This window comes from Kitasatospora misakiensis (genome assembly GCF_042656005.1).
Lineage (GTDB): Bacteria > Actinomycetota > Actinomycetes > Streptomycetales > Streptomycetaceae > Kitasatospora > Kitasatospora misakiensis.
Genome location: NZ_JBHSOF010000035.1, coordinates 15,957 through 36,428 on the forward strand (window position 1 = coordinate 15,957; position 20,472 = coordinate 36,428).

Genomic DNA, 20,472 nt, shown 5'->3' on the forward strand with positions numbered 1-20,472 from the left:
CTTTCGCCGCAGCTCCTTCGCTGTTCCTTGCTGTTCCCTGCTGTTCCTTGCTGTTCCTTCGACTTCCGTGCACGGGAGTTGGGTAGAGGAGAACGATGACCTCGACGACCTCCGACAACACGCGGCCGGCCCCGGGCGCCGGGCCGGCCGGCCTGCGCCTGGTGATGCCCGTCATCATGCTCGCCGTCTTCACCGTCCCGCTGTCCGTCTCCGGGACGGCGGTCTCGCTGGGCGACATCGCCGCGGACCTCGGCTCCTCGTCCACCGGCGAGCAGTGGGCCCTGAACGGCTACAACCTGACCTTCGCCTGCGCCACCCTCGTCTGGGGCTCGGTCGCGGACGTCATCGGACGGTGGCGGGCCCTGCTGATCGGCCTGCTGACCTTCGGCGCCGGCTCCGCGCTCAGCGTCCTGGCCTCCGGCTACCTGCTGCTGGACGCCTCCCGGCTGGTCGCGGGGGTCGGCGCGGGCGCCGTCTTCTCGGTCGGCTCGGCGATCATCTCGACCAGCTTCACCGGCGAGCGCCGCACCAAGGCGTTCGCCCTGCTGGGCGCCGTCGCGGGCCTGTCGCTGGCCTTCGGCCCGTCGCTGTGCGGCCTGTTCACCCAACTCGTCGGCTGGCGGCTGGTGTTCGGCTTCCAGCTGGTCTGCCTGGTGGTCGCCTGCGCCGCCATGCCGCTGATCCGCCGGGCGACCGCCCACGAGACCCGGCGGACCGGCCGGATCGACGTGGCGGGCGCCGTGCTGTTCTGCGCGGCGACCGGCTTACTCCTCGGCGGCCTGGTGCTCGGCTCGCAGACCGGCTGGCTCTCCCCGCAGTTCCTGCTCTGCACGGTCGCCGGCCTGGCCGGCTACGGGCTGTTCGCCCGGCAGGAGGCCACCGCGCCGAGCCCGCTGCTGAGCCTGCGCACCCTGCGCAACGCGCGGTTCTCCGGGATGACGCTGGTGATCGCGGTCGCGTCGTTCACCTTCACCAACGCCGTCGCCTACATCCCGGTGTTCTTCCAGGGCGCCTACGGCTCCTCGCCGGGTGAGAGCGGCGCGCTGCTGATGTTCATGACCATGCCGGTGCTGATCGCCCCGCTGCTGGCCGGGCGGCTGGTCGCCCGCGGCGCCGCGATGGACCGGATCCTCGCCTGGAGCATCGGCCTGCTGGTGGTGGGCCTGGTCCTGGCGGGCGCCGCCGCCCCGCAGGGGCTGGCCTGGATGGCCCTGCCGCTGGTCGTCGTCGGCGCCGGCTTCGGCCTCCAGGCCGGACTGGTCGACGGCGAGGCGCTGGCCCAGGTGCCGGAGCACGAGGCCGGGATGGGCGCGGGCTGGATCAACACCGTCCGCCTCGGCAGCGAGGCGATCGCGGTGTCGATGTTCGGCTCGCTCTTCGCGAGCTTCGTCGGCACCGCGACGCACGCCTCGGGGCGCGGCTTCGCGGCGATCACCATCGGCTCCACCCTGCTGGCCGCGGTGATCGGCGTCCTGGCCGTCCTGCTGCTCCGCCGCGGCGCGGCGCCCGCCGACCCGGCCGCTACCCCGGCCCCTGCGGAGGTGCCGGCCCCCTGACCCGGCGGCGGGTCAGGGGGCCATAAGGTCGCGGCGCGTCAGCGGGCCAGGCTGGCGCGGTAGAGGGAGCGGACCAGCTCGGTGTCCACCTCGGGGTGCGGGTCGTTCTCCAGGTTCCCGCTGAGCCCGGCCACGAAGGTGTCGATGTCCCGCTCGGTGTAGCCCTGTTCGGTCAGCGAGGTGCCCAGGCCGGTCCGCGCCAGCAGCGCGTCCACGGCGGTGGCGGCGTCCCGGTGGCCCAGGGTGTCCCCGATCGCGTCGAAGGCCTCGTCCGCGAACGGGCGCGCGCTGCGCAGCCAGGCGGGGTAGAGCAGGGCCAGGCCGCGGCCGTGCGAGAGCGGATTGCCGGGGACGGCGCCCATGGCCTGCTGGAGGCGGTGCGGCAGACAGGTGCTGACGGTGGTGACGTTCACCCCGCCCAGCAGCGCGGCCAGGGCCATCGCCTCCCGGGCCTCGGGCGTGGCCGCGCCGCGGGCGAGCCCGGGCAGGTGGTCGCGGATCAGCGCGAGGGCCCGGTGGGAGTACGCCCGGCTGCGCGCGGTCGCGCGTCTGGCGACGGCGCCCTCGACCGCGTGGGCCAGGGCGTCGAAGCCGCTCTCCAGGGCGACGGCGGCGGGCAGCCGGTCGGTGAGGTCCGGGTCGACCAGCGCGATCCTGGGGGCCACCGCCTCGCCGCGGATGCCGGACTTGAAGCCCCGCACCACGTCGGTGACGATGGCGCCCTGGGTGACCTCCGAGCCGCTGCCGGCGGTGGTCGGGACGGCGACCACCGGCAGCGCGCCGGCGGAGCGGGGCAGGGTGCGGCCGATCAGTTCGCGCACGGTGTCGGCGCCGTCGGCGACCGCGACGGCCTTGGCCGCGTCGATGGCGCTGCCGCCGCCGAGGCCGACCACCAGGTCGCAGCCGCTCGCCCGGGCGAGCGCGAGCGCCTCGTCGATCTCGTCCGAGCGGGGGTTGGCGCCGATCCGGTCGAAGACCGTGACGGCGAGGCCGGCGGCGGTGAGCGAGCCGACCGCCCGGTCGAGGACGCCGGTGCGGCGCATCGCCGTCCGGCCGCAGACCAGCAGGGCGTGGCCGCCGAGCGGGGCGGCGAGCGGGCCGAGCCGGTCGAGGGTGCCGCGGCCGAACACCACCCGGGTGGGGACGGGCAGGTCGGCCAGGTCGGCCAGGTCGACGGTGCCGGGGTGCGGGTCAGCGGTCATCGTGGGCGGCTCCTCGCCGGGGCTGGTGCGGGGTCGGGTCGGTGCGCGGTCGGGTCGGTGCGGGCGGCGTTGGCGGCGAGTGCCTCGAACACCGCGCAGGTGCCCTCGACCAGGTACTGCAGGGCCGAGCCCCCGCCGGTGGAGCGCGGCCCGGCCCAGGGCAGTTCGGCCACGGTGTCCCCGCCCAGCAGCAGCGTGCCCTCCGGGGCGTGCGCCCGGGCGGCGAGGACGGCCGCCGCCGCGTGCCGGTTGCCCTCGGCATGGCGGCCGGGGGTGCCGGCCACCAGGACCCGTCCGGCGCGGCGGAGCAGCTCGATCGCGCCCGGCTGGACTTCGAAGTCGACGATGGCGTGGTCGTCCGGCACGCCCCGGTCGAGCGGCAGGTGCCGGAGGGCGCCGTCCGGGCCGGCCGCGACGACGACCCGCGGCAGGTGGATACCGGCCCCGCCGGTGCGGGCCAGCACCTCGCGCGCCACCCGGGCGCAGCCCTCGGGGTCGCTGCCCAGCTCGGAGCGGCCGATCCGGTGGCCGGTGACGGCGAGCAGGGTGTTGAGCACGACGCCGCCCGGGATCACCAGGTGGTGGGTGCGGGTGAGGCCGCGCAGGCCGATCAGGGTCTTCTCCGGTTTGACGCCGCCGAGCACCGCGACCGACGGACCGTCGACGGAGCCGGAGCCCGCGCCGGCCGCCCAGGGGTCGAGGGCGCGGGCCTCGCCGACCAGGCCGGCCGCGGCCCAGCCGGGCAGGTGGTCGAGCAGGCCGGTGTTGGAGGCGTGCCGCCGGTGCGCCTTGGAGAAGCCGCCGATCGCCACCCGGTCGCCCAATCCGGCCAGGGTGCGGGCGAGTTCTGGGTCGCCGCGCTCCTCGCCCGGGTCGAGGCGGGTGTTGCCGAACAGGGTGATCCCGCCGGGGCTCAGCTCCCGGGCCGCGGCCCGGGCGCGGGCCGTGGTGTTCTCCGGCAGGTAGCGCACCGGGCGGCCGAGCCGCCGGGTGAGGTACTCGGCGAGGTGGTCCAGGTGGCGGGCGGTGCCGTCCTTGGCGCTGCCCTGGTGGCTGAGCAGGGCGATCCGCGCGCCGGCGTCCGACAGCCGGGCGAGGTCGGCGAGTTCGACGTCGATCCGGCCGGTGTCGGCGAGCGCGGGGCCGGCGTTGAACCCGGCCGAGTAGATCCAGCGCTCGCCGGGCGCCGGGGTGTGGTCGGCGAGCAGCCGCATCGCGGTCACAGGCCGTAGTGCCCGAGGCCGGCGCGCTCGTCGAGGCCGAACATCAGGTTCATGTTCTGGATCGCCGAGCCGGCCGCCCCCTTGACCAGGTTGTCGGTCACCGCGACGACCTTGGCGAAGCCGCGCACCGGGTCGTAGTCCACCCCGATGTGGCAGAAGTTGGAGCCGGTCACCGAGGTGAGGCTCGGGTAGACGCCGTACTCCTTGGCGTTGAGCTTGCCCTGCTTGGCGAAGGTGTTGACGCGCACGAAGTGCTCGCCGGCGTAGTGCTCGCGGTAGAGGTCGAGCAGGGCGGCGCGGTCGAGGCCGGCCCGGGCCTCGGCCCGGACGGCGACGCTGGCCTGGATGTAGATGCCGCGGACGAAGTTGCCGTGGGCGGTGGTCATATCGACGCAGGGCTCGCGGCCGGCCAGCGGGGTGAGCTGGGTCTCCAGTTCGGGGGCGTGCCGGTGGCCCTCCAGGCTGTACGGCAGCATCGAGGCGAAGGCCTCGGCGTGCATGATCTCGGTGAGCGGCTTGTTGCCGGCGCCGGAGGTGCCGTTGACGGCGGCGAGGTGGATCGCGGTGTCGAGGTCGGCGAGCCCGGAGCGCAGCAGCGGGGCGAGGCCGAGCACGGTGGTGATGGCGTAGCAGCCGGGGTTGGCCACCAGCCGGGCCTTCGCCACCCGGTCGCGGTACAGCTCGGTGACGCCGTAGACGGCCTCCGGCAGCAGCTGCGGGCTGGCGTGCTCCTCGCCGTAGACCTCGCGGTAGCGGTCGGCGTCGGCGAACCGGAAGTCGGCGCTGACGTCGATCACCTTGACGCCGCGCTCCAGGAAGTACGGCGCGGAGCGCATCGCCTCGCCCGAGGGGGTGCAGAAGAACACCGCGTCGAGTTCGCCGGCCCGCTCGCGCAGTTGCTCGACGGTGGTGAAGGCGAGCCCGCTGCCGAGCAGGTTGGGGTGGACCCGTTCGAGGTCCTCGCCGCCGCGGGCGGTGGGCAGGATGGTGGCGACGCCCGGGTGGTTCAGCAGCAGGCGGCAGAGTTCGCCGCCCGCGTGCCCGGTGCCGCCGACGATGCCGATGGTGAGCGTCATGCGTGTCCTCACGGGGTGATGATGATCTTTCCGGTGGCCGGTTCGCCGGCCGCCATCAGCGCCAGCGCGGCGCCGGTCTCGGCGAGGCCGAAGCGGTGGGTGACCATGGGCCGCGGGTCGACGCTGCCCTCGGCCAGCCAGCCGATCACGGCGTGGAAGTCCTCGGCGGTGGACAGCGAGGAGCCGATCACCCGGACCTCCTTGCCGACCAGGGCGTTGACCGCGACGGCGGGCGGGCGGTCGAAGAAGCTGACCACGACCACGGTGCCGCCGGGCCGGACCGCCCGGACCGCCTCGTCCACCGCGCCCGGGTGGCCGGCGGCCACCAGCACCACGTCGGCGTCCGGGGCGGCCTGGCCCGGACCGGCCTGGCCGGCCAGCACGTCGAGGTAGCCGTCGGCGCCGAGGGCCGCGGCGCGGCGGCCCTTGTCCGGGCCGAGGTCGGAGCAGACGACGGTGCCGAAGCCGAGCCGTTTGGCGGCGATCAGGCAGCCGAGGCCGATGTTGCCCGCGCCGATGATCCGCACCGTCCGCCCGTCGGCCGGGCCGGCCAGGGCGACGGCGTGGTGGGCGATCGACAGCGGCTCGACCAGCGCCCCGAGCTCCGGGTCGGTGCCGGCGGGCAGGCGGTAGGTCATCGCGGGCCGCAGCGTCACGTACTGCGCGAAGGAGCCGTCCCAGCCGAGGTGGCACAGGTTGGCCTTGGCGCCGCACAGGTTGGTGCGCCCCCGCGCGCACATCGGGCAGTCGCCGCAGTGCGCGTAGGCGGCGGCGCACACCAGCTCGCCCGCCGCGAACCCGCCGGCCGGGGTGACGACGATGCCGCACAGCTCGTGGCCGAGCACGGTCGGCGCGGTCTTGTACGGGTGGGCGCCGCGGTAGGTGGCCAGGTCGGAGCCGCAGACACCGGTGGCGAGCACGCGGACCAGCAGCTCGCCGGGGGCGACCGGCGGCAGCGGGGTGCGCCGGTGCTCGATCCGCCCGTAGTCGGCCAACACGGCGCTGCCCATGGTCTCATGACGGGTCGTCAGCACTGGTTGGGCACCTCCTGGCCGGCCAGGGCGGCGGCCACCGAGTCGACCAGGATGCGGCCGATCCGGACCTGCGAGTCCACCGACATCGCGCCGATGTGCGGGGTGATCACCACGTTGTCCAGTTCGTGGAGCCGGTTCGGGCGGCCCTCCTCGGCGACCACGTCGAGCCCGGCGCCGGCGATCCGGCCCTCGGCGAGCGCCTCGTACAGCGCGTCCTCGTCGACGACCAGGCCGCGGGAGACGTTGACCAGCAGGCTGGTCGGCTTCATCGCGGCCAGCGCGGCGGCGTCGATCAGGTGGTGCGTCCGGTCGGTCAGCGGGACGGCCAGACAGACCACGTCGGAGGCCGGCAGCAGCGTCTTCAGCGGCGCCAACTCGTAGTCGAGCCGCTCCAGTTCGTGCCGGCGGTCGGCGTCGGGGCGGGCCACGTCGACCAGTACCCGCATACCGAGGGCGCGGCCGAGCGCGGCGATCCGGGAGCCGATCCGGCCGTAGCCGATCAGGCCCAGGGTCTTGCCGCCGAGTTCGACCCCGGAGAGCGCGGCCTTGTTCCAGATCCCGGAGCGCACCTGGCGGTCCGCCAGCGCCAGGTGGCGCCCGACCGTGAGCATCAGCCCGAGGGCCAGCTCGGCGACGGCCGGGGCGGAGACGGCGGGGATGTTGAAGACCGTCGCGCCGGCCGCCCGGGCCGCCTCGACGTCGATGTTGTCGATCCCGGAGCCGGCCCGGGCGATCACCCTGAGCCGCTCGGCCGCCGCGATCACGGGGGCGTCCAGGCGCACCCCGCTGCGCAGCACGATCACCTCCTGGTCGCGCACCAGCCGGAGCAGGTCCTCGACGGGCGGGCGCAGCGCCACGGTGACGTCGTGGCGGCGGCGCAGCTCGTCCAGCGCCCCCGGGTCGATGGGGTCGAGCACCAGGACGCGGGCGCGCCGCGCCCCGGCCCGCGGTGCCAACTCGGCCAGCACCTTCCGGTCGAGCTTGCCGGAGGAGGTGAGCGGCAGCTCGTCCACCGGGTGGAACCGGTTGGGGACCAGCTGGGCGGGCATGGTCGCGCGGGCGTGCCGCCGCAGGGCGGCGACGTCCAGCGCGCCCGGTCCGGCCGGGACGACCAGCGCGGTCAGCAGCTCGTTGCCGGCGCCGTCCCGGACGACCAGCGCGGCGGCGTCGCGGACCTGCGGGGCGGCCCGCAGGCCGGCCTCGACCTCGCCGAGTTCGACCCGGTGGCCGCGGAGCTTGACCTGCTGGTCGTTGCGGCCGAGGTAGGCGAGCCCGCCGTCGGGCAGCCGGCGGGCGAGGTCGCCGGTGCGGTACATCCGGCGGCTGTCGAGGACGCGGAAGCGCTCGGCGGTGAGCTCGGGCCGGTTGAGGTAGCCGTCGGCGACGCCCGACCCGGCCACCCACATCTCGCCGGTCTCGCCGTCCGGGACCAACCGGAGCGCGTCGTCGCGCAGTTCGATCGCCAGATGCGGCAGCGGGCGGCCGATCGGCGAGGCGGTGCGGCCGGCCAACTGCTCCGGGGTGAGCACCAGATGGGTGGCGTGCACGGTGATCTCGGTGATGCCGTACATGTTGACCATGACGGGCGCCGGACCGGGGGCGGCGGCCGCGGCGGCGAGGAAACCGCGCACCACGTCGAGGTCGACGCTCTCGCCGCCGAAGACCACGTACCGCAGCGCGGTCGCCGGGGCGCCCGAGTCGGCGTACTCCCGGGCCAGGTGGCGGAAGGCGGACGGGACTTGGTTGAGCACCGTGATCCGCTCCTCGACCAGCAGCCGCAGGAAGTCCTCGGGTGCCTGCGCCGTGGCGGCGGGCACCGGGACGGCGGTCGCGCCGGTCGCCCAGGCGCCCCACAGCTCCCAGACCGCGAAGTCGAAGGAGGCGGAGTGGAAGAGGGTCCAGCGGTCGCCGGTGCCGAGCTCGAAGAGCGGCAGGGTGGCCCGCAGCAGCTCCAGGACGTTGCCGTGGGTGACCACGCAGCCCTTGGGCACGCCGGTGGAGCCGGAGGTGTAGATCACGTACGCCGGGTCGTCCGGGCCTGGCGCGGCACCATCGAGCGCGGGTGCGGCGGCCACCGGGTCGATCACGGGGTCGATCACGGGCAGCGCGTCCAGCCCGCAGGCCGCGGCCCGGTCGGGGTCGCCGACCAGGGCCGCGAGGCCGGCGTCCCCGGCCATGAACCGGAGCCGGTCCGCCGGGTACGACGGGTCGAGCGGCACGTACGCCGCACCGGACTTGAGGACGCCGAGGATCCAGGCGGGCGCCCGGTGGGAGCGCTCCAGGAGCACCCCCACCAGGTCGCCGCGGCCCAGGCCGGCGGCGGTCAGCCGGGCGGCGACGGCCCCGGCCCGCCGGTCGAGCTCGGCGTAGCCGAGCTGCTCGCCGCCGCCGGCCACCGCGGGCGCGTCGCCGCGCACGGCGGCGACCCGGGCGAACAGCTCCGGCAGCGACCGGGCGTCGGCCGGCAGGTCAGACGGCTGCATGGTTGCCACCGACCGCCATCACATCGCCCTGGTCGACCGGCTTGTAGTAGTCGGTGGGGTGGACCTGGTCGCCGAAGTCGCCGAACATCCGGCGCAGGCGCGGCGACATCCGGTCCAGCACCTCGGCCGGCTGCCGCAGGTAGTCGTGCGGGCGGTGCCACAGGTGCCCGTAGCGCAGGATGAAGGTCTTGCGCTCCTGCACCTTGTTGGGCGCCACGGCGTGCCAGAGCGAGTACGGGAAGATCAGCACGTCGCCCGGCGCGGCCTTGACCTCGACGGCCTCCTCGGGCAGCTCCCCGCGGCGCAGCGGCTCGTCGAGCTCCTCGATGTAGCAGAGCGCCGTCCGGTCGGTCGGCACCTTGCGGTGGCTGCCGGGGACGAGCAGGAAGTTGCCGCTGTCGGACTTCGTGGTGTCGGTGAAGAACACCTGGGCCTTGATCTGCAGGCTCGGGCTGCCGTGGACGAGCCGCAGCTGCTGGAGGTACTCGCCGCCGTCGGTGTGCCAGTACTCCAGGGCCTCGTCCTGGAGCGAGCGGACGAAGATCTCGGTGCCGAGGAGCTGGACGCTGCCGGCGAGCAGCGACATCAGCGGGCCGACCAGCTTCGGGTGGTCGAGGAAGTAGTCCAGGCCGGCGGTGCGGGCCACCGCGTCGCGCACCCGGACGGTGTGGGCGCGGTCGGTGAAGCTGGCGTGGTTCTCGATGGTGCGCGCGCCGTCGGCGACCACCTCGTCGATGACGGCGAGGCCGCGCGCCACCTCCTCGGGGCTGAACAGGCCCTTGAGGTGGAGGTAGCCGTGCTGCTCGTAGCTCTCGAACTGCTCGTCGGTGAGCGGCGTCCAGTCGCGTTCGACGGCGGTCTCGACGGTCGACTCGCGGATGGTCGCGATGTGCGTGCCGGTGTCGTGCTGCATCCCGGTGTCGTGCATGGTGTTCTCCTTCGTCGACGGGTTGGTGGGCACGGGCGCGCCGGTCACGGGCGGAGCTCCTCGGCCCAGCGGTGCAGCCGGGCCTCGACGGCGTCCCAGAGGGCCAGGACGTCGGGGGCGGTGTACCAGTCGGTCTTGAACATGACGTTCACGGTGACGCCGTCCTCGTCCTCGTCCCAGAAGGTCGCGATCGAGGCGTCGTGCCAGCCGTTGGAGATCCGCAGCGGCGCCGTCCGCACCCCGGGGATCTCGATCTCGCCGACGCTGCGGCGCATGCCGAGCGGCCGGGCGTTGAAGGTGACGTACGGGACGGTGGCCTGCCGGCCGAGCGCCGGCGGGTCCATCAGGTCGATCAGGGCGGGCCACGGCAGGTCGCTGTCGTCCAGGGTGACCAGGATCCGGTCGCGGAAGTGCCGCAGGTACTCCACCGGGTCGGGGTACCGGCCGGGCTCGCTGGCCAGCACCGTCTTGCTGGCGAACCAGCCCGCGGTGTGGGTGAGTCCGGGCAGCTCCCGGTTGGCGGTGGACAGCGTGGTGGCGACCACCGGGCGGCCCGAGCGCTCGTACAGCGCCTGGTGGAGCGCGGCGTGCATGAGGTTCAGGCCGGTCATCCGCAGCGGGCTGGCCGCGGCGGCGAGTTCGCGGCAGAGCTCGCCCGGCAGGCGGCGGACGAAGTCCTCGTTCTCCTCGTAGCGGATGCCGGTGGCGCCGCTGAACCCCTCGACCGGCATGGCCGGGATCGCGCCGATGCCGTCCAGCCGGGCGGCCAGCCGGGCGAGCGCGGCGCGCCCGGCCGGCGCGTCGACGGCGCGGTTCTGCCGGCGGACGAACTCCTGGAAGGGCAGCTCGATCGGCGGCAGCGGCGGCACCGCCGCGCCCGTCTCCCGCCCGTAGAGGACGGCGAGGTCCCGGATCAGGGCGTTCAGCGACCAGCCGTCGCTCACCAGGTGCTCGGTGACGAGGGCGAAGTACGTCTCACGCGGCGAGCGCGGGAGCACCACCAGCCGGGCGACCGGCCCGTGCACCAGGTCGAAGGGCTCGATCACGGCCGCGCGGACCGCGGCCCGGTCGGCCTCCTCGTCCGCCCCGGCGGGCAGCCGCCGGACGTCCTGCGGCTCGGCGGCGCCGACGTGCCAGAGCGCCAGGTCGGTGTCGAAGCCGCTGAGCAGGGCCGGGTGGCGGCGCTGCACGGCGTGCCAGGCGCGGTTCAGCGCGGCCACGTCGAGCGGGCCGTGCAGGACCAGCGGCAGGGTGCTGTGGTGCGGGTTGAACACGCCCCGCTCGGCGTCCTCGCGGGTCTGGCCGAGCCGGTGCCGGTGGTTCCAGGAGGCCCGCAGGGTCTCACGCATGGTTCAGCTCCCGCTCCCTGACCAGGTCCGTGAGGGCCGGGAGGTCGTCCGGCCCGTCGGCCCGGACCATCGAGGCGCCGTCGTGGGCCCGCCGCCCGCCGTCGGCCCGCAGCGGGCGCAGCAGCTGCTGCGCCGGGTCGCAGACGACCTCGACCAGCGCCGGGCCGGCCTCGGCCAGCACGGTGGCGATGTCGGCGTCGAGCGAGCCGGTGTGCCGCAGCGTGCGGTAGGGCAGCCGGAACGCGGTGGCGACGGCGGAGAAGTCGAGGGTCTCGGGCTCCTCCAGCTCGGGCCCGCCGACCAGCGCGGCCTGCGACTCGCGGATCGAGGCGTAGCCGCCGTTGTTCAGCACGAACACCTTGATGCCGAGCCCGTACTGGCTGATGGTGGCGAGCTCCTGGATGTTGAGCTCGATCGCGCCGTCGCCGACGATCACCAGCACCTGGGCGTCCGGCCGGGCGAAGGCCGCGCCGACCGCCATCGGCACGGCCGCGCCCATGTTGAGGAAGGCGGCCGAGGTGATCTCCCGCTGGGAGGCGGTGAACTCCAGGGTCTGGCCGGTGACGTAGTAGGCGCTGCCGGTGTCGACCACGAAGACGTGGCCGGGGCCGGTCTGCGCCTCCAGCCGGTCGACGAACCGGTAGGAGTTGATCGGGCCGTCGGGCCGCTGCTCGCCGACGGTGGGGTGGGCGGCCTTGAGCGCGGCGCACTCGGCGAGCCAGGCCTCGTGGGCGGGGGCGGCGGGTTCGGCCGCCTCCTCCTGGAGCGCCTCGACCAGCCGGCCGACGTCCATGCAGACCGGGAAGTCCACCCGGACGCCCTTCTTGGTCAGCTGCGACGGGTCGATGTCGACCGCGACGACGGTGGCGTCCGGGTCGAAGGCGTCCGCGTCCTCGCCGACGAAGGCGGTGGACAGGCTGGAGCCGAGCGAGATCACCAGGTCCGAGCGGCCCATGATCAGGCCCGGGTAGAGCCGGCCGCGGATGCCGCCCTGGCCGAAGCAGAACTCCGAGTCGTACGGCAGCAGGTCGGTGCCCAGCCGGGAGGTGACCACCGGGATCCGCAGCTTCGCCACCATGGCCTGGAAGGCCTGGACGGCGTCGGCCTGCCGGACGCCCTGGCCGGCGACGATCAGCGGGCGCTCGGCGGAGCGCAGCATGGTCATCAGCTGCCGGGCGGTCTGCCGGGCGCCGGCGCCGCGCGGTTCGGCGGTGGACTGCTCGGCGCCCTCCAGGGTGTCCGGGTCGACCCGCGCGGCCTGGACGTCCAGCGGGATGTCCAGCCAGACCGGGCCCGGGCGGCCCTCCAGGGCGTGCCGGACGGCCTCGTCCAGGTGGCGGCGGATGTCGCCGGGGCGCTCCACCACCGCCGAGTACTTGGTCATGCTGCGGGCGCTGTGCACCACGCCGAAGCCCTGGACGCCGAAGGAGCGGACGCCCTCCTCCATGTGCCGGGTCTCGACCTGGCCGGAGACCACCAGCACGGGGACGCCGTCGGCGTACGCGTCGACCAGTCCGGCCAGCGCGTTGACGGCGCCCGGGCCGCTGGTCACCAGCGCCACCCCGAGCTCGCCGGTCAGCTTGGCCGCGCCGGTGGCCATCAGCGCCGCCGCGGTCTCGTGCCGGGCGCAGATGGTCACCAGGCCGGGCTGCTGGCTGAAGGCCTGGTCGAGGTGGATGGAGCCGGTGCCGGAGAGGCTGTAGCAGGTGTGCACGCCCAGCGCGTGCAGGTAGGCGGCCGTGTAGTCGGCCACGCTGACGGTCATGCCAGCCACTGCGCCACCCGCTTCGCCACGCCCGACGCCGTCAGGCCGAAGTGCTCGTACAGGAACTCGGCCGGGCCGATCGGCGCGTACTCGTTCGGCACGCCGAGCTGCAGCACGGGCACCGGGTGGGTGCGGACGACGGTCTCGGCGACCGCCCCGCCGAGGCCGCCGTTGAGCACGTGGTCCTCGGCGACGACCAGGCGTCCGCTGTGGCGCGCGGCCCGTCCGATCGCCTCCGCGTCGATCGGCTGGACCGAGCCCAGGTGGAGCACGCCGGCCCGGATGCCGTCGGCCGCGAGCAGTTCGGCGGCCTCCACCAGGCGGGTGGTGAGCAGGCCGGTGCCGACCAGGGTGACGTCCTCGCCCTCGCGCAGCAGCTCGGAGCCGCCGTACGCGAAGGTGTGGTCGGCCGGGAACAGCTCGGGGGTGTCCAGCTTGCTGACGATCCGGATGTAGACCGGGCCGTCCTGGGTCATCGCCTCGCGCAGGGCGGCCACGGTGTCCTGCGGGGTGGCCGGCGCCAGGACCGTCATCCGCGGGATCGACCGCATCCAGGCGAGGTCCTCGACGGCGTGGTGGGTGCCGCCGAGCGCCCCGTAGGCGAGACCGCTGACGAAGCCGCAGAACACCACATTCGCGTTGGTGTACGCGGCGTTCTTGATCTGCTCCAGCGCCCGGGCGGTCAGGAAGCAGGAGGCCGAGTAGACGAACGGGCGCAGGCCCGCGTTGGCCAGGCCGATCGAGACGCCGACCAGGTTCTGCTCGGCGATGCCGACGTCGACGAAGCGGTCGGGCAGCTCGGCCTGGAAGCCGAGCGCCGAGTGGGTCTCGGCCGAGTCGTTGTTGACGATGCAGATCCGCTCGTCGGTGCGCGCCAGTTCGAGCAGGGCCGCCGAGAAGGCGGCGGCGCAGTCAGTCGTCGGTGCCATGCTCAAGCTCCCGGAGTGCCTGGTCGAGAAGGTCGGGGGTCAGTCGGCGGCTGTGCCATTCGAGGTTGCGCTCCATGAAGGAGACGCCCTTGCCCTTGACCGTGGAGGCGATCAGGCAGGTCGGCCGGCCCGGCGCCGGCGGAGCGCCGCCGAGGACGGTCAGCAGCTCCTCGACGTCGTGGCCGTCGACGACGCGCACGGCCCAGCCGAAGGAGCGCCACTTCTCGTCCAGCGGCTCCAGGGCGTTGATGTCCTCGGTGCTGGCGCCCTTCTGGGCGAGGTTGCGGTCGACGATCACGACCAGGTTCTCCAGCCCCCGCGAGGCCGCCAGCATCGCGGCCTCCCAGTTGCTGCCCTCCTGGAGCTCGCCGTCGCCGGTGAGCACGAAGGTCCGGCGGCCGGAGCCCTGGACCCGGGCGGCGAGGGCCGCGCCCACGCCGAGCGAGAGGCCGTGGCCGAGCGAGCCGGTGTTGAACTCGATGCCCGGCACCCGGGTGGAGACCACCGTGCTCAGCCGGGAGTCCGCCGCGCCGTAGGTCGCCAGCTCCCCCTCGGGCAGGATGCCCCGGAGCGCGAGCACGCTGTACATGGCGGCCGAGGCGTGGGCCTTGCTGAGGATGAAGCGGTCCCGGTCCGGGTCGTCCGGGCCGCCGCGCAGCACGCCGAAGTGGAGCGCGCAGAGGATGTCCATGGCGGAGAGGTCCGCCCCGATGTGGCCGGTCCCGGCGGTGCTGACCGTGGTCAGCGCGAGTGCTCGGGCCCGTGCCGCCCGACGGCGCACCAGCGCCACGTCTTGCGACGACAAGTCTTGTTCCTTTCGGTGGGTCGGGGTCGTGGTCGAGGTCGCCGCGGCCGTCAGGCCGTGAACTCCTGCCACTGGTCCAGGCGCTGGAGCGCGAAGACGTCCTTGACCCCGGCGATGCTGTCCTCCAGGTGGGCCGAGTGCCCGGTCTCGTAGATCGAGCCGAGGGCGGACCGCAGGGAGGTGATGGTGGCGCGCAGGCCCTGGTTGGCGTAGATGACGGCGGAGACGCCGGCCGCGCGGGCCTCGTCGGCGTGCCAGTCGGGGTAGGTGGTGGGCACCACGACGACCGGCAGGCGGTCGTTCCACTGGTCGAGGAAGGAGAGCACCTCGTCCTTGGTGGCCTGCTTGGAGTGGACCAGTACGGCGTCGGCGCCGGCGTCGGCGTAGACCGCGCAGCGCTTGAGCGCCTCGTCGACGCCCAGCCCGCTGATCATCGCCTCGGTGCGGGCGATGACGAAGAAGTCCTCACTGCGCTGGGACTTCTTGGCCGTCTCGATCTTGTGGGCGAAGGCGTTCACGTCGAGCAGGCTGTGGTCGGCCGCGGCGAAGCTGTTCATCTTCGGGAAGATCTTGTCCTCCATGCACACGGCGGTGATGCCGGCCTGCTCGTACTCGGCCACCATGTACGCCACGTTCATGCTGTTGCCGAAGCCGGTGTCGCAGTCGGCGACCACCGGGACGGAGAGCGCCTTCTGGATGTGCGCGGCGGCGTCCAGGTACTCGCTCATGCTGAGCAGGCTGGCGTCGGGCAGGCAGCGGGCGGCCGAGATCTCGAAGCTGGAGGCCCAGACGGCCTGGAAGCCGACCTGCTCGGCGATGACGCCGCCGAGCGCCGAGTGCGCGCCGGCGATCCGGACCAGCGGGTGCTCCGCGAGGACACTGCGGAACGAGGGGTAGCTGTGGGGGGTGGGGCTCACGTGGTGCTCCTACGTCTGGGGTGATGGTTCATTTGACGGTTCGTCGGACACGCCGGCCGGCGGGGCGTCCCGGACGAAGGCCCACAGGGCGATCAGGCCGCAGACCACGAACACTCCGGCCAGCAGCAGCCAGCCGACGGCGCCCATGCCGAGCGGGAGCATGACCACCAGGGCGGGCCCGAAGAACTGCTGGAGGCCCCGGCCGAGCCCGAACACGCCCTGGTACTCGCCCATCCGGCCCTCGGGCGGCAGGGTGAAGGACAGCCCCCAGCCGCCGGCGGACTGGGCGAGTTCGCCCAGCGTCATCAGGACGGTGCCGGCGAACAGCAGGACGACGGCCAGCGAGGTGCCGGCGGCGCCGGATCCGGCGAACAGGCAGCAGGCCAGCGCCATCAGCAGGCCCGCCCGCAGCAGCAGGCGACCGGAGCCGGACACGGTGTCCGAGCCCTTGCCCACGGCGACCTGGAGCAGCACCACCAGCACGGTGTTGACCACCGTCAGGGCCGCCACCAGGGCGCCCGGGGCGCTGGTGCGGCTGACGATCCACAGCGGCACGCCCACCGCGAGCACCGGCTGGAACAGCTCCAGGATCCCGGAGAGCACGGTGGCCAGCAGGAAGCGGCGGTCCCGGAAGGCCGCCCAGGAGCGTCCGGCGGCGGCCGGGACCACCTCGGGTCCGTCCGGCCGCAGGCCCAACGCCATGATGGCACAGAGCAGTTGGAGCGCCACGTTGACCGCGATCACGACCAGGAAGGCGATCCGCGAATCCGTCGCCAGGGCCGCCCCGGCCAGGCCGGCGCCGGCCGTGAAGCCGAGATTGAACAGGCTGCGCATCCTCGCCCGGACACCCGCGGAGCGGGCGGAGCCGAACAGAGCGTGGGTCAGGGCCGCGCGCAGCGGGCTGCCGACAGTCTCGCACACCGCGATCGCGCAGGCCACGGCCGTGAAGGCGGCCACGCCCTCGACGAAGGCGTAGCCGACGAACAGCACCGCGAGCAGGCCGTAACTGGCCGCCAGCGGCCGGCGCGCGCCGAACCGGTCGGCGACCCGCCCGCCCGGGACGGTGGCGAGGAACCCGCACAGCCCGGCCGCCGACATGGCCGCCGAGACGCTCTCGGCGGACAGCCCGACGGTCCTGGTGAAGAAGATGGCGCTGGAGGTCAGGAAGAGGCCGGTGCCGAGCGACTGGGTGAGCGTGAGCACACCCATGCGGCGCTCGGCCCCGGGCGCCGGGGCGAGTTCCTTCAGGAACCCGGCGGCGGCCGAGCCGATGGTAGGCATGAGTCATCCAGGGGTGGTTCACGGAGGTGGTCGCGTCGAGGTGCGGCCCGGGCCGACGGCGGTCGGTCGCTGCGGCCGGTCCGTCGCGGCGCCCGCGGACGGGACGCCTCAGACGTGGTCGAGCAGGTCCCGGGCGGTGCGCGTCACGGTCCGGCCGTCGACGACGAACTCGTACGCCAGCAGGGCGACCGCCTGCTCCACCAGGGCGGTCATGCCCCGGTGGTCGGCGGCGGAGCCGCACAGCATGTCGAGCAGGGTGGTGCCGGTCCCGGCGGCCAGCTCGGTGCCGGGCCGTACCGAGAGCCGGTACGAGTCGACCCCGGGCAGCGCCCGGACGGCGGCCTGGCCGTCGACCCGGGTCAGCCGGCCGCCCGCGGTGGGGCCGGGGGTGTAGTACTGGAAGTGCACCCGCTCCGGGCGGGCCGGCGGCAGCTCCACACCGCGCCCGAGCGCCAACTCCCCTGCCAGGGCGACGAGATCGAGCCCGACGGACCGGCCGGCCAGGTCGGTCTGGTCGCCGCCGAGGCGGCCGTTGACCTCGATCAGCCGGGGCCCGGCGGCCGTCAGCTTGATCTCGGTGTGCACCAGGCCGTGCGTGACGCCGAGCGCCCGGATCGCCCGGTCGGCCAGCTCGACCACCTCGGCCTCCGGCCCGGGGGCCAGCTGCGAGGGCCAGAACTGCCCGGACTCCCGGAACGGCGGCGCCAGCGGCAGCTTGCCGGTCACGGCGAAGTGGCGGACCCCGTCGGGGGTGACGGCGCTCTCCACCGACACGTAGTCCCCGAACGGCGCGCAGTCCGCGCCCCGCAGGAACTCCTCGACCACCAGGGCCGGTTCGGCGCGCAGGAACTCCTCGACCACGGTGGCGCCGTGGTCCGGATCCGTCACCAGGACGGTGTTCCGGCTCCCCTCCCCGCGGACCGGCTTGACCACGGCGGGCAGGCCCACCTCGGCCAGTGCGGCGGGCCAGCCGGCGGCGTCGGTGAGCAGCGCGCTGCGCACCCCGTCCACCCCGGCCTCCCGCAGCCGCCGGCGCTGTGCCGCCTTGTCGGTCAACACCCGTACGGTTTCCGGGGTGTTGAACGGCAGGCCGAGCAGTCCGGCGAGCCGGGCGGTGTCGGCGAGCATCCGTTCACTGAAGGTCAGGATGCCCGCGGCCCCGTACTCCCGCAGCCGGGCGACGGCCGCCTCGTCACCCTCGGCCGGCGTGACGACGCCCGCGCAGTTCTCCTCGAACAGCGGGCCGACCTGCCGGGCGTGCTCGGAGTCGGCCAGGGCGACCAGCACCGGGGCCGTTCGCCCCAGGGCGATCACCTCGCGCGGCGAGGCCGAGCCCTGGTCGTAGACGACGACGATGGCCATCGCTCAGGCGCGATCGAAGAGTTGAGGGTCCTCGACGGCCTCGGCGAGCTGCCGGAGGGTGCTGCGGCGCAGCACCGCCGACCGGGGCATGTCCAGACCGGACTCGATGGCCCGGGTGGAAATCGCGAGGGCCAGCAGGGAATCCCCGCCGAGGTCGAAGAAATCGGCGTCCAGGTCGTCGACCGGCGCACCGAGGACTTCTTCCCAAATAGTTCTGAGTGCTTCTATGGTGCTGATATCGGACATACCAGGCCTCTCCCCGTCGGCGTGCATCCGTGAATCGATTATTGGAGCAGGATTGCGGAACTGTCAATTCCGGGAAAACGATGGGTTAACCGGAGTCGATAGCGGAATTCCTGCGGGCAGGGCGAATCACGGCACCGCCCCGGAAATGGAATTCCAGGCGGAACCGCCCCCCCTGTGGCCGGTCTCCCGGCACGGCTCAGCCGGCGACCGCCGCGACCGTCGTCCGGGCCGCGTCGGCCGTCGTACGCGCCGCCCCAGCCGCCCCGCCCGTGGCGAGCAGGTACTCCGTCAGGTCGGCGATGGTGATCAGCGCCAGGCCGTGCCGGCGGGCGAACTCGCGCAGCTCCGGCAGCCGGGCCATGGCGCCGTCGGCCATCGCGATCTCGCAGATGGCCGCCGCCGGACGCAGGCCGGCCAGCCGGCACAGGTCCACCCCGGCCTCGGTGTGGCCGGGGCGCGCCGGCACACCGCCGTCGACGGCCCGCAGCGGGAAGACGTGGCCCGGGCGCACCAGCTCGGCCGGGCGGGTGCCCGGCTCGGCCAGCAGCCGCAGGGTGAGCGCCCGGTCGGCCGCCGAGATGCCGGTGCTGATGCCGGCGGCGGCGTCGACCGAGACGGTGAAGGCGGTGCGGTGGTGCTCGGTGTTCTCGCGGACCATCTGGTCCAGTTCCAGCCGGTCGAGATCCGCGCCGGTCATCGGGGCGCAGAGCAGTCCACGGCATTCGGTCATGGCGAAGGCGACCAGTTCGGCGGTGGCGAGTTCGGCGGCGAAGACGATGTCGCCCTCGTTCTCACGGCTCTCGTCGTCGACGACGACGACCGCCCGGCCGGCCGCGATCTCCGCGACGGCGTACTCGACGGAGTCGAACGGCCCCTCGGCGTCGCCGACCGGGTACGGGGTCGCGTCGGTGGTGGTCGTACCCGTGGTGTGGCCCATCGGAACTCTCCTCGCGCTCGGGGCGCGGACTTCCGGGGCTGATGGAGCATGGGCGTGCAGGGACGGCCTTCGACCGCATTCGGCGGAAGCGGCCCGCGACCGACGGGCCGACGGGGACTCCCCCGGCCATCGGAAAAACCTGCTCGCCGCGCACTGCCTCCCTTCCGGACTTTAACCGTCGGTCCAGGAATTTCACCTGGTCAACCGGCCGCTGGCGGCGGACGGGTCGCGGACTGTAACCGCCGGTTCGGAATTTCACCGACCCCGGAGTGCGCAAACGTCTTGAACAACGCCCGTCAACCTCGCACACCTGCCGCGATCTTGACAAGACATCGGTCAACCGGTGAAGCCGTGGGCTGCATCACACCGTCCACCGGGGGGTTCCCGCACCCGCCAATCGGCGGGGCATTGCCAATGCTCGACAGGCGTGCTTAAAATCCGGACCGCCGATGCCTACCCACGAGTAGAGACCCCCGTTCGACCTGCGTCGAACCGACCGGGGAAGGGGTTCGAGGGGCAGGCGTGCGGCACTCCGGCGGGGGCCGGAGTTTCGCTGCCCGCGTTCCGGGGGCGGCATTGCGAAACGGGGGAGCAAGACGTTCATGCACGATCCTTCGAAGGGTCCGAGGCGCTTCGCCGTGCCCGCCGGCGACGATTCCGGCCGAGGCGCGGCCGGGCCCGCAAGCGACCCCGACCCCTGCCCCGCAACCGACCCCGGCGCAGCCCTGCCCGCTTCCGCACGGTTGACGCCCGGGCAGGTCGTCCCGCGCCGGGAGATCCTCGACGGACGGGTCTGGCTGAGCTACCCCGTCCGGGTCGTCACCCACGAACCCGACCTGCTCGCCGTGTACCTGGCCCACGACACCCGACTCTCCTTCGGCGAGGGCGAGTTCAGCTGGGGCCCGCACGGCTGGAGCACCGTCGCCGACCGCTGGCGCAGCCCCGGCGTCCTCCAGTTGCAGCGCCCCGGCGAGGCCTACGCCGTCTGGGCCTTCCGCGACCCGGCGACCGACGAACTCTCCGGCTGGTACGTCAACTTCCAGGACCCGTACCGGATCACCGCCGACGGCGTCGACACCCTCGACCACGAACTCGACCTCTGGATCCCGGCGGACGGCGGCCCGTACCACTGGAAGGACGTCGAGGCCTTCGAGGAGCGCGCCCGCACCGGCGGCTTCACCCCCGAACAGGCCGCCGCCGTCCGCGCCGAGGCCGCCGCGCTCGCCGCCCGGATCGACCGCGGCGACACCTGGTGGAGCGACCGGTGGACGCACTGGCGACCCGCCGAGCGGTGGACCGCTCCCCCTCCCTCGGCCTGAGCCGACCGCCCTGAGCCGACCGCCCTGAACCGACCGGCCTGAACCGACCCCCCCCGCCGT

General features: G+C 74.0%; 16 protein-coding genes, 1 pseudogene and 1 riboswitch. Of the genes and pseudogenes, 2 read left to right on the forward strand and 15 right to left on the reverse strand.

The genetic code is table 11. The features are described 5' to 3' along the window. The first annotated feature begins 95 nt into the window (after positions 1-95). Entirely contained in the window at positions 96-1,556 is a 1,461-nt protein-coding gene (locus tag ACFP3U_RS24120) for an MFS transporter (protein WP_380227729.1), read from the forward strand. 38 nt (positions 1,557-1,594) lie between these two features. Here the strand turns inward: ACFP3U_RS24120 and ACFP3U_RS24125 are convergent, their stop codons facing one another. The 15 genes and pseudogenes from ACFP3U_RS24125 to ribB all read right to left on the reverse strand — a co-directional run. Beyond that, positions 1,595-2,758 (reverse strand): iron-containing alcohol dehydrogenase, encoded by a 1,164-nt coding sequence (locus ACFP3U_RS24125; protein ID WP_380227730.1) that lies wholly within the window; start codon positions 2,756-2,758, stop codon positions 1,595-1,597. After that, a complete protein-coding gene (pgk, locus tag ACFP3U_RS24130) occupies positions 2,755-3,972 on the reverse strand; it encodes a phosphoglycerate kinase (RefSeq protein WP_380227780.1) in 1,218 nt (405 codons plus the stop codon). Before pgk ends, ACFP3U_RS24125 begins: the two co-directional genes overlap by 4 nt. Before the next feature lie 5 nt (positions 3,973-3,977). Further along, positions 3,978-5,057 (reverse strand): N-acetyl-gamma-glutamyl-phosphate reductase, encoded by a 1,080-nt coding sequence (gene argC / locus ACFP3U_RS24135; RefSeq protein ID WP_380227731.1) that lies wholly within the window; start codon positions 5,055-5,057, stop codon positions 3,978-3,980. Between the two features lie 8 nt (positions 5,058-5,065). Beyond that, entirely contained in the window at positions 5,066-6,091 is a 1,026-nt protein-coding gene (locus ACFP3U_RS24140; RefSeq protein ID WP_380227732.1) for a zinc-dependent alcohol dehydrogenase, read from the reverse strand. Continuing rightward, positions 6,085-8,574, reverse strand: coding sequence for an amino acid adenylation domain-containing protein (locus ACFP3U_RS24145; protein ID WP_380227733.1), 2,490 nt, complete (start codon positions 8,572-8,574; stop codon positions 6,085-6,087). The genes ACFP3U_RS24140 and ACFP3U_RS24145 overlap by 7 nt, the downstream gene beginning before the upstream one ends. After that, on the reverse strand, positions 8,561-9,550 hold the full coding sequence (locus tag ACFP3U_RS24150; RefSeq protein WP_380227734.1) for a phytanoyl-CoA dioxygenase family protein: 990 nt from the start codon (positions 9,548-9,550) through the stop codon (positions 8,561-8,563). Before ACFP3U_RS24150 ends, ACFP3U_RS24145 begins: the two co-directional genes overlap by 14 nt. Next, entirely contained in the window at positions 9,547-10,851 is a 1,305-nt protein-coding gene (locus tag ACFP3U_RS24155; protein WP_380227735.1) for a condensation domain-containing protein, read from the reverse strand. Before ACFP3U_RS24155 ends, ACFP3U_RS24150 begins: the two co-directional genes overlap by 4 nt. Further along, positions 10,844-12,616 carry a thiamine pyrophosphate-binding protein gene (locus ACFP3U_RS24160; protein WP_380227736.1) on the reverse strand — a complete coding sequence of 591 codons (1,773 nt, stop codon included), beginning with the start codon at positions 12,614-12,616 and terminating at the stop codon, positions 10,844-10,846. Before ACFP3U_RS24160 ends, ACFP3U_RS24155 begins: the two co-directional genes overlap by 8 nt. Beyond that, on the reverse strand, positions 12,613-13,545 hold the full coding sequence (locus tag ACFP3U_RS24165) for a transketolase family protein (RefSeq protein WP_380227737.1): 933 nt from the start codon (positions 13,543-13,545) through the stop codon (positions 12,613-12,615). Before ACFP3U_RS24165 ends, ACFP3U_RS24160 begins: the two co-directional genes overlap by 4 nt. Further along, on the reverse strand, positions 13,529-14,350 hold the full coding sequence (locus ACFP3U_RS24170; protein ID WP_380227738.1) for a transketolase: 822 nt from the start codon (positions 14,348-14,350) through the stop codon (positions 13,529-13,531). The genes ACFP3U_RS24165 and ACFP3U_RS24170 overlap by 17 nt, the downstream gene beginning before the upstream one ends. A gap of 50 nt (positions 14,351-14,400) precedes the next feature. After that, entirely contained in the window at positions 14,401-15,267 is an 867-nt protein-coding gene (locus ACFP3U_RS24175) for an isocitrate lyase/phosphoenolpyruvate mutase family protein (protein WP_375968780.1), read from the reverse strand. A 9-nt stretch (positions 15,268-15,276) separates the two neighbouring features. Continuing rightward, positions 15,277-16,548 (reverse strand): MFS transporter, encoded by a 1,272-nt coding sequence (locus ACFP3U_RS24180; RefSeq protein ID WP_380227739.1) that lies wholly within the window; start codon positions 16,546-16,548, stop codon positions 15,277-15,279. A 108-nt stretch (positions 16,549-16,656) separates the two neighbouring features. Beyond that, positions 16,657-17,910 (reverse strand): ATP-grasp domain-containing protein, encoded by a 1,254-nt coding sequence (locus ACFP3U_RS24185; RefSeq protein ID WP_380227740.1) that lies wholly within the window; start codon positions 17,908-17,910, stop codon positions 16,657-16,659. Between the two features lie 3 nt (positions 17,911-17,913). Continuing rightward, on the reverse strand, positions 17,914-18,156 hold the full coding sequence (locus ACFP3U_RS24190; protein ID WP_380227741.1) for a phosphopantetheine-binding protein: 243 nt from the start codon (positions 18,154-18,156) through the stop codon (positions 17,914-17,916). 199 nt (positions 18,157-18,355) lie between these two features. Next, positions 18,356-19,093: pseudogene (ribB, locus tag ACFP3U_RS24195) on the reverse strand (3,4-dihydroxy-2-butanone-4-phosphate synthase); the annotation flags it as partial. A gap of 146 nt (positions 19,094-19,239) precedes the next feature. Further along, positions 19,240-19,370, reverse strand: a riboswitch (FMN riboswitch). Positions 19,371-19,836: 466 nt separating this feature from the next. On the opposite strand from ribB, the gene ACFP3U_RS24200 reads away from it, so the two are divergent. Next, complete coding sequence (locus ACFP3U_RS24200) at positions 19,837-20,412, forward strand: ribonuclease FAU-1 family protein (protein WP_380227742.1); 576 nt, start codon at positions 19,837-19,839, stop codon at positions 20,410-20,412. The last annotated feature ends 60 nt before the right edge of the window (positions 20,413-20,472 follow it).

What these genes read in the sequence shown, in the direction of transcription:
- ACFP3U_RS24155 (WP_380227735.1), bottom strand. Translation starts at nt 10,851, where the DNA reads ATGCGTGAGACCCTGCGGGCCTCCTGGAACCACCGGCACCGGCTCGGC.
- ACFP3U_RS24185 (WP_380227740.1), bottom strand. Translation starts at nt 17,910, where the DNA reads ATGGCCATCGTCGTCGTCTACGACCAGGGCTCGGCCTCGCCGCGCGAG.
- argC (WP_380227731.1), bottom strand. Translation starts at nt 5,057, where the DNA reads ATGACGCTCACCATCGGCATCGTCGGCGGCACCGGGCACGCGGGCGGC.
- ACFP3U_RS24180 (WP_380227739.1), bottom strand. Translation starts at nt 16,548, where the DNA reads ATGCCTACCATCGGCTCGGCCGCCGCCGGGTTCCTGAAGGAACTCGCC.
- ACFP3U_RS24120 (WP_380227729.1), top strand. Translation starts at nt 96, where the DNA reads ATGACCTCGACGACCTCCGACAACACGCGGCCGGCCCCGGGCGCCGGG.
- ACFP3U_RS24125 (WP_380227730.1), bottom strand. Translation starts at nt 2,758, where the DNA reads ATGACCGCTGACCCGCACCCCGGCACCGTCGACCTGGCCGACCTGGCC.
- ACFP3U_RS24165 (WP_380227737.1), bottom strand. Translation starts at nt 13,545, where the DNA reads ATGGCACCGACGACTGACTGCGCCGCCGCCTTCTCGGCGGCCCTGCTC.
- ACFP3U_RS24190 (WP_380227741.1), bottom strand. Translation starts at nt 18,156, where the DNA reads ATGTCCGATATCAGCACCATAGAAGCACTCAGAACTATTTGGGAAGAA.
- pgk (WP_380227780.1), bottom strand. Translation starts at nt 3,972, where the DNA reads ATGCGGCTGCTCGCCGACCACACCCCGGCGCCCGGCGAGCGCTGGATC.
- ACFP3U_RS24145 (WP_380227733.1), bottom strand. Translation starts at nt 8,574, where the DNA reads ATGCAGCCGTCTGACCTGCCGGCCGACGCCCGGTCGCTGCCGGAGCTG.
- ACFP3U_RS24160 (WP_380227736.1), bottom strand. Translation starts at nt 12,616, where the DNA reads ATGACCGTCAGCGTGGCCGACTACACGGCCGCCTACCTGCACGCGCTG.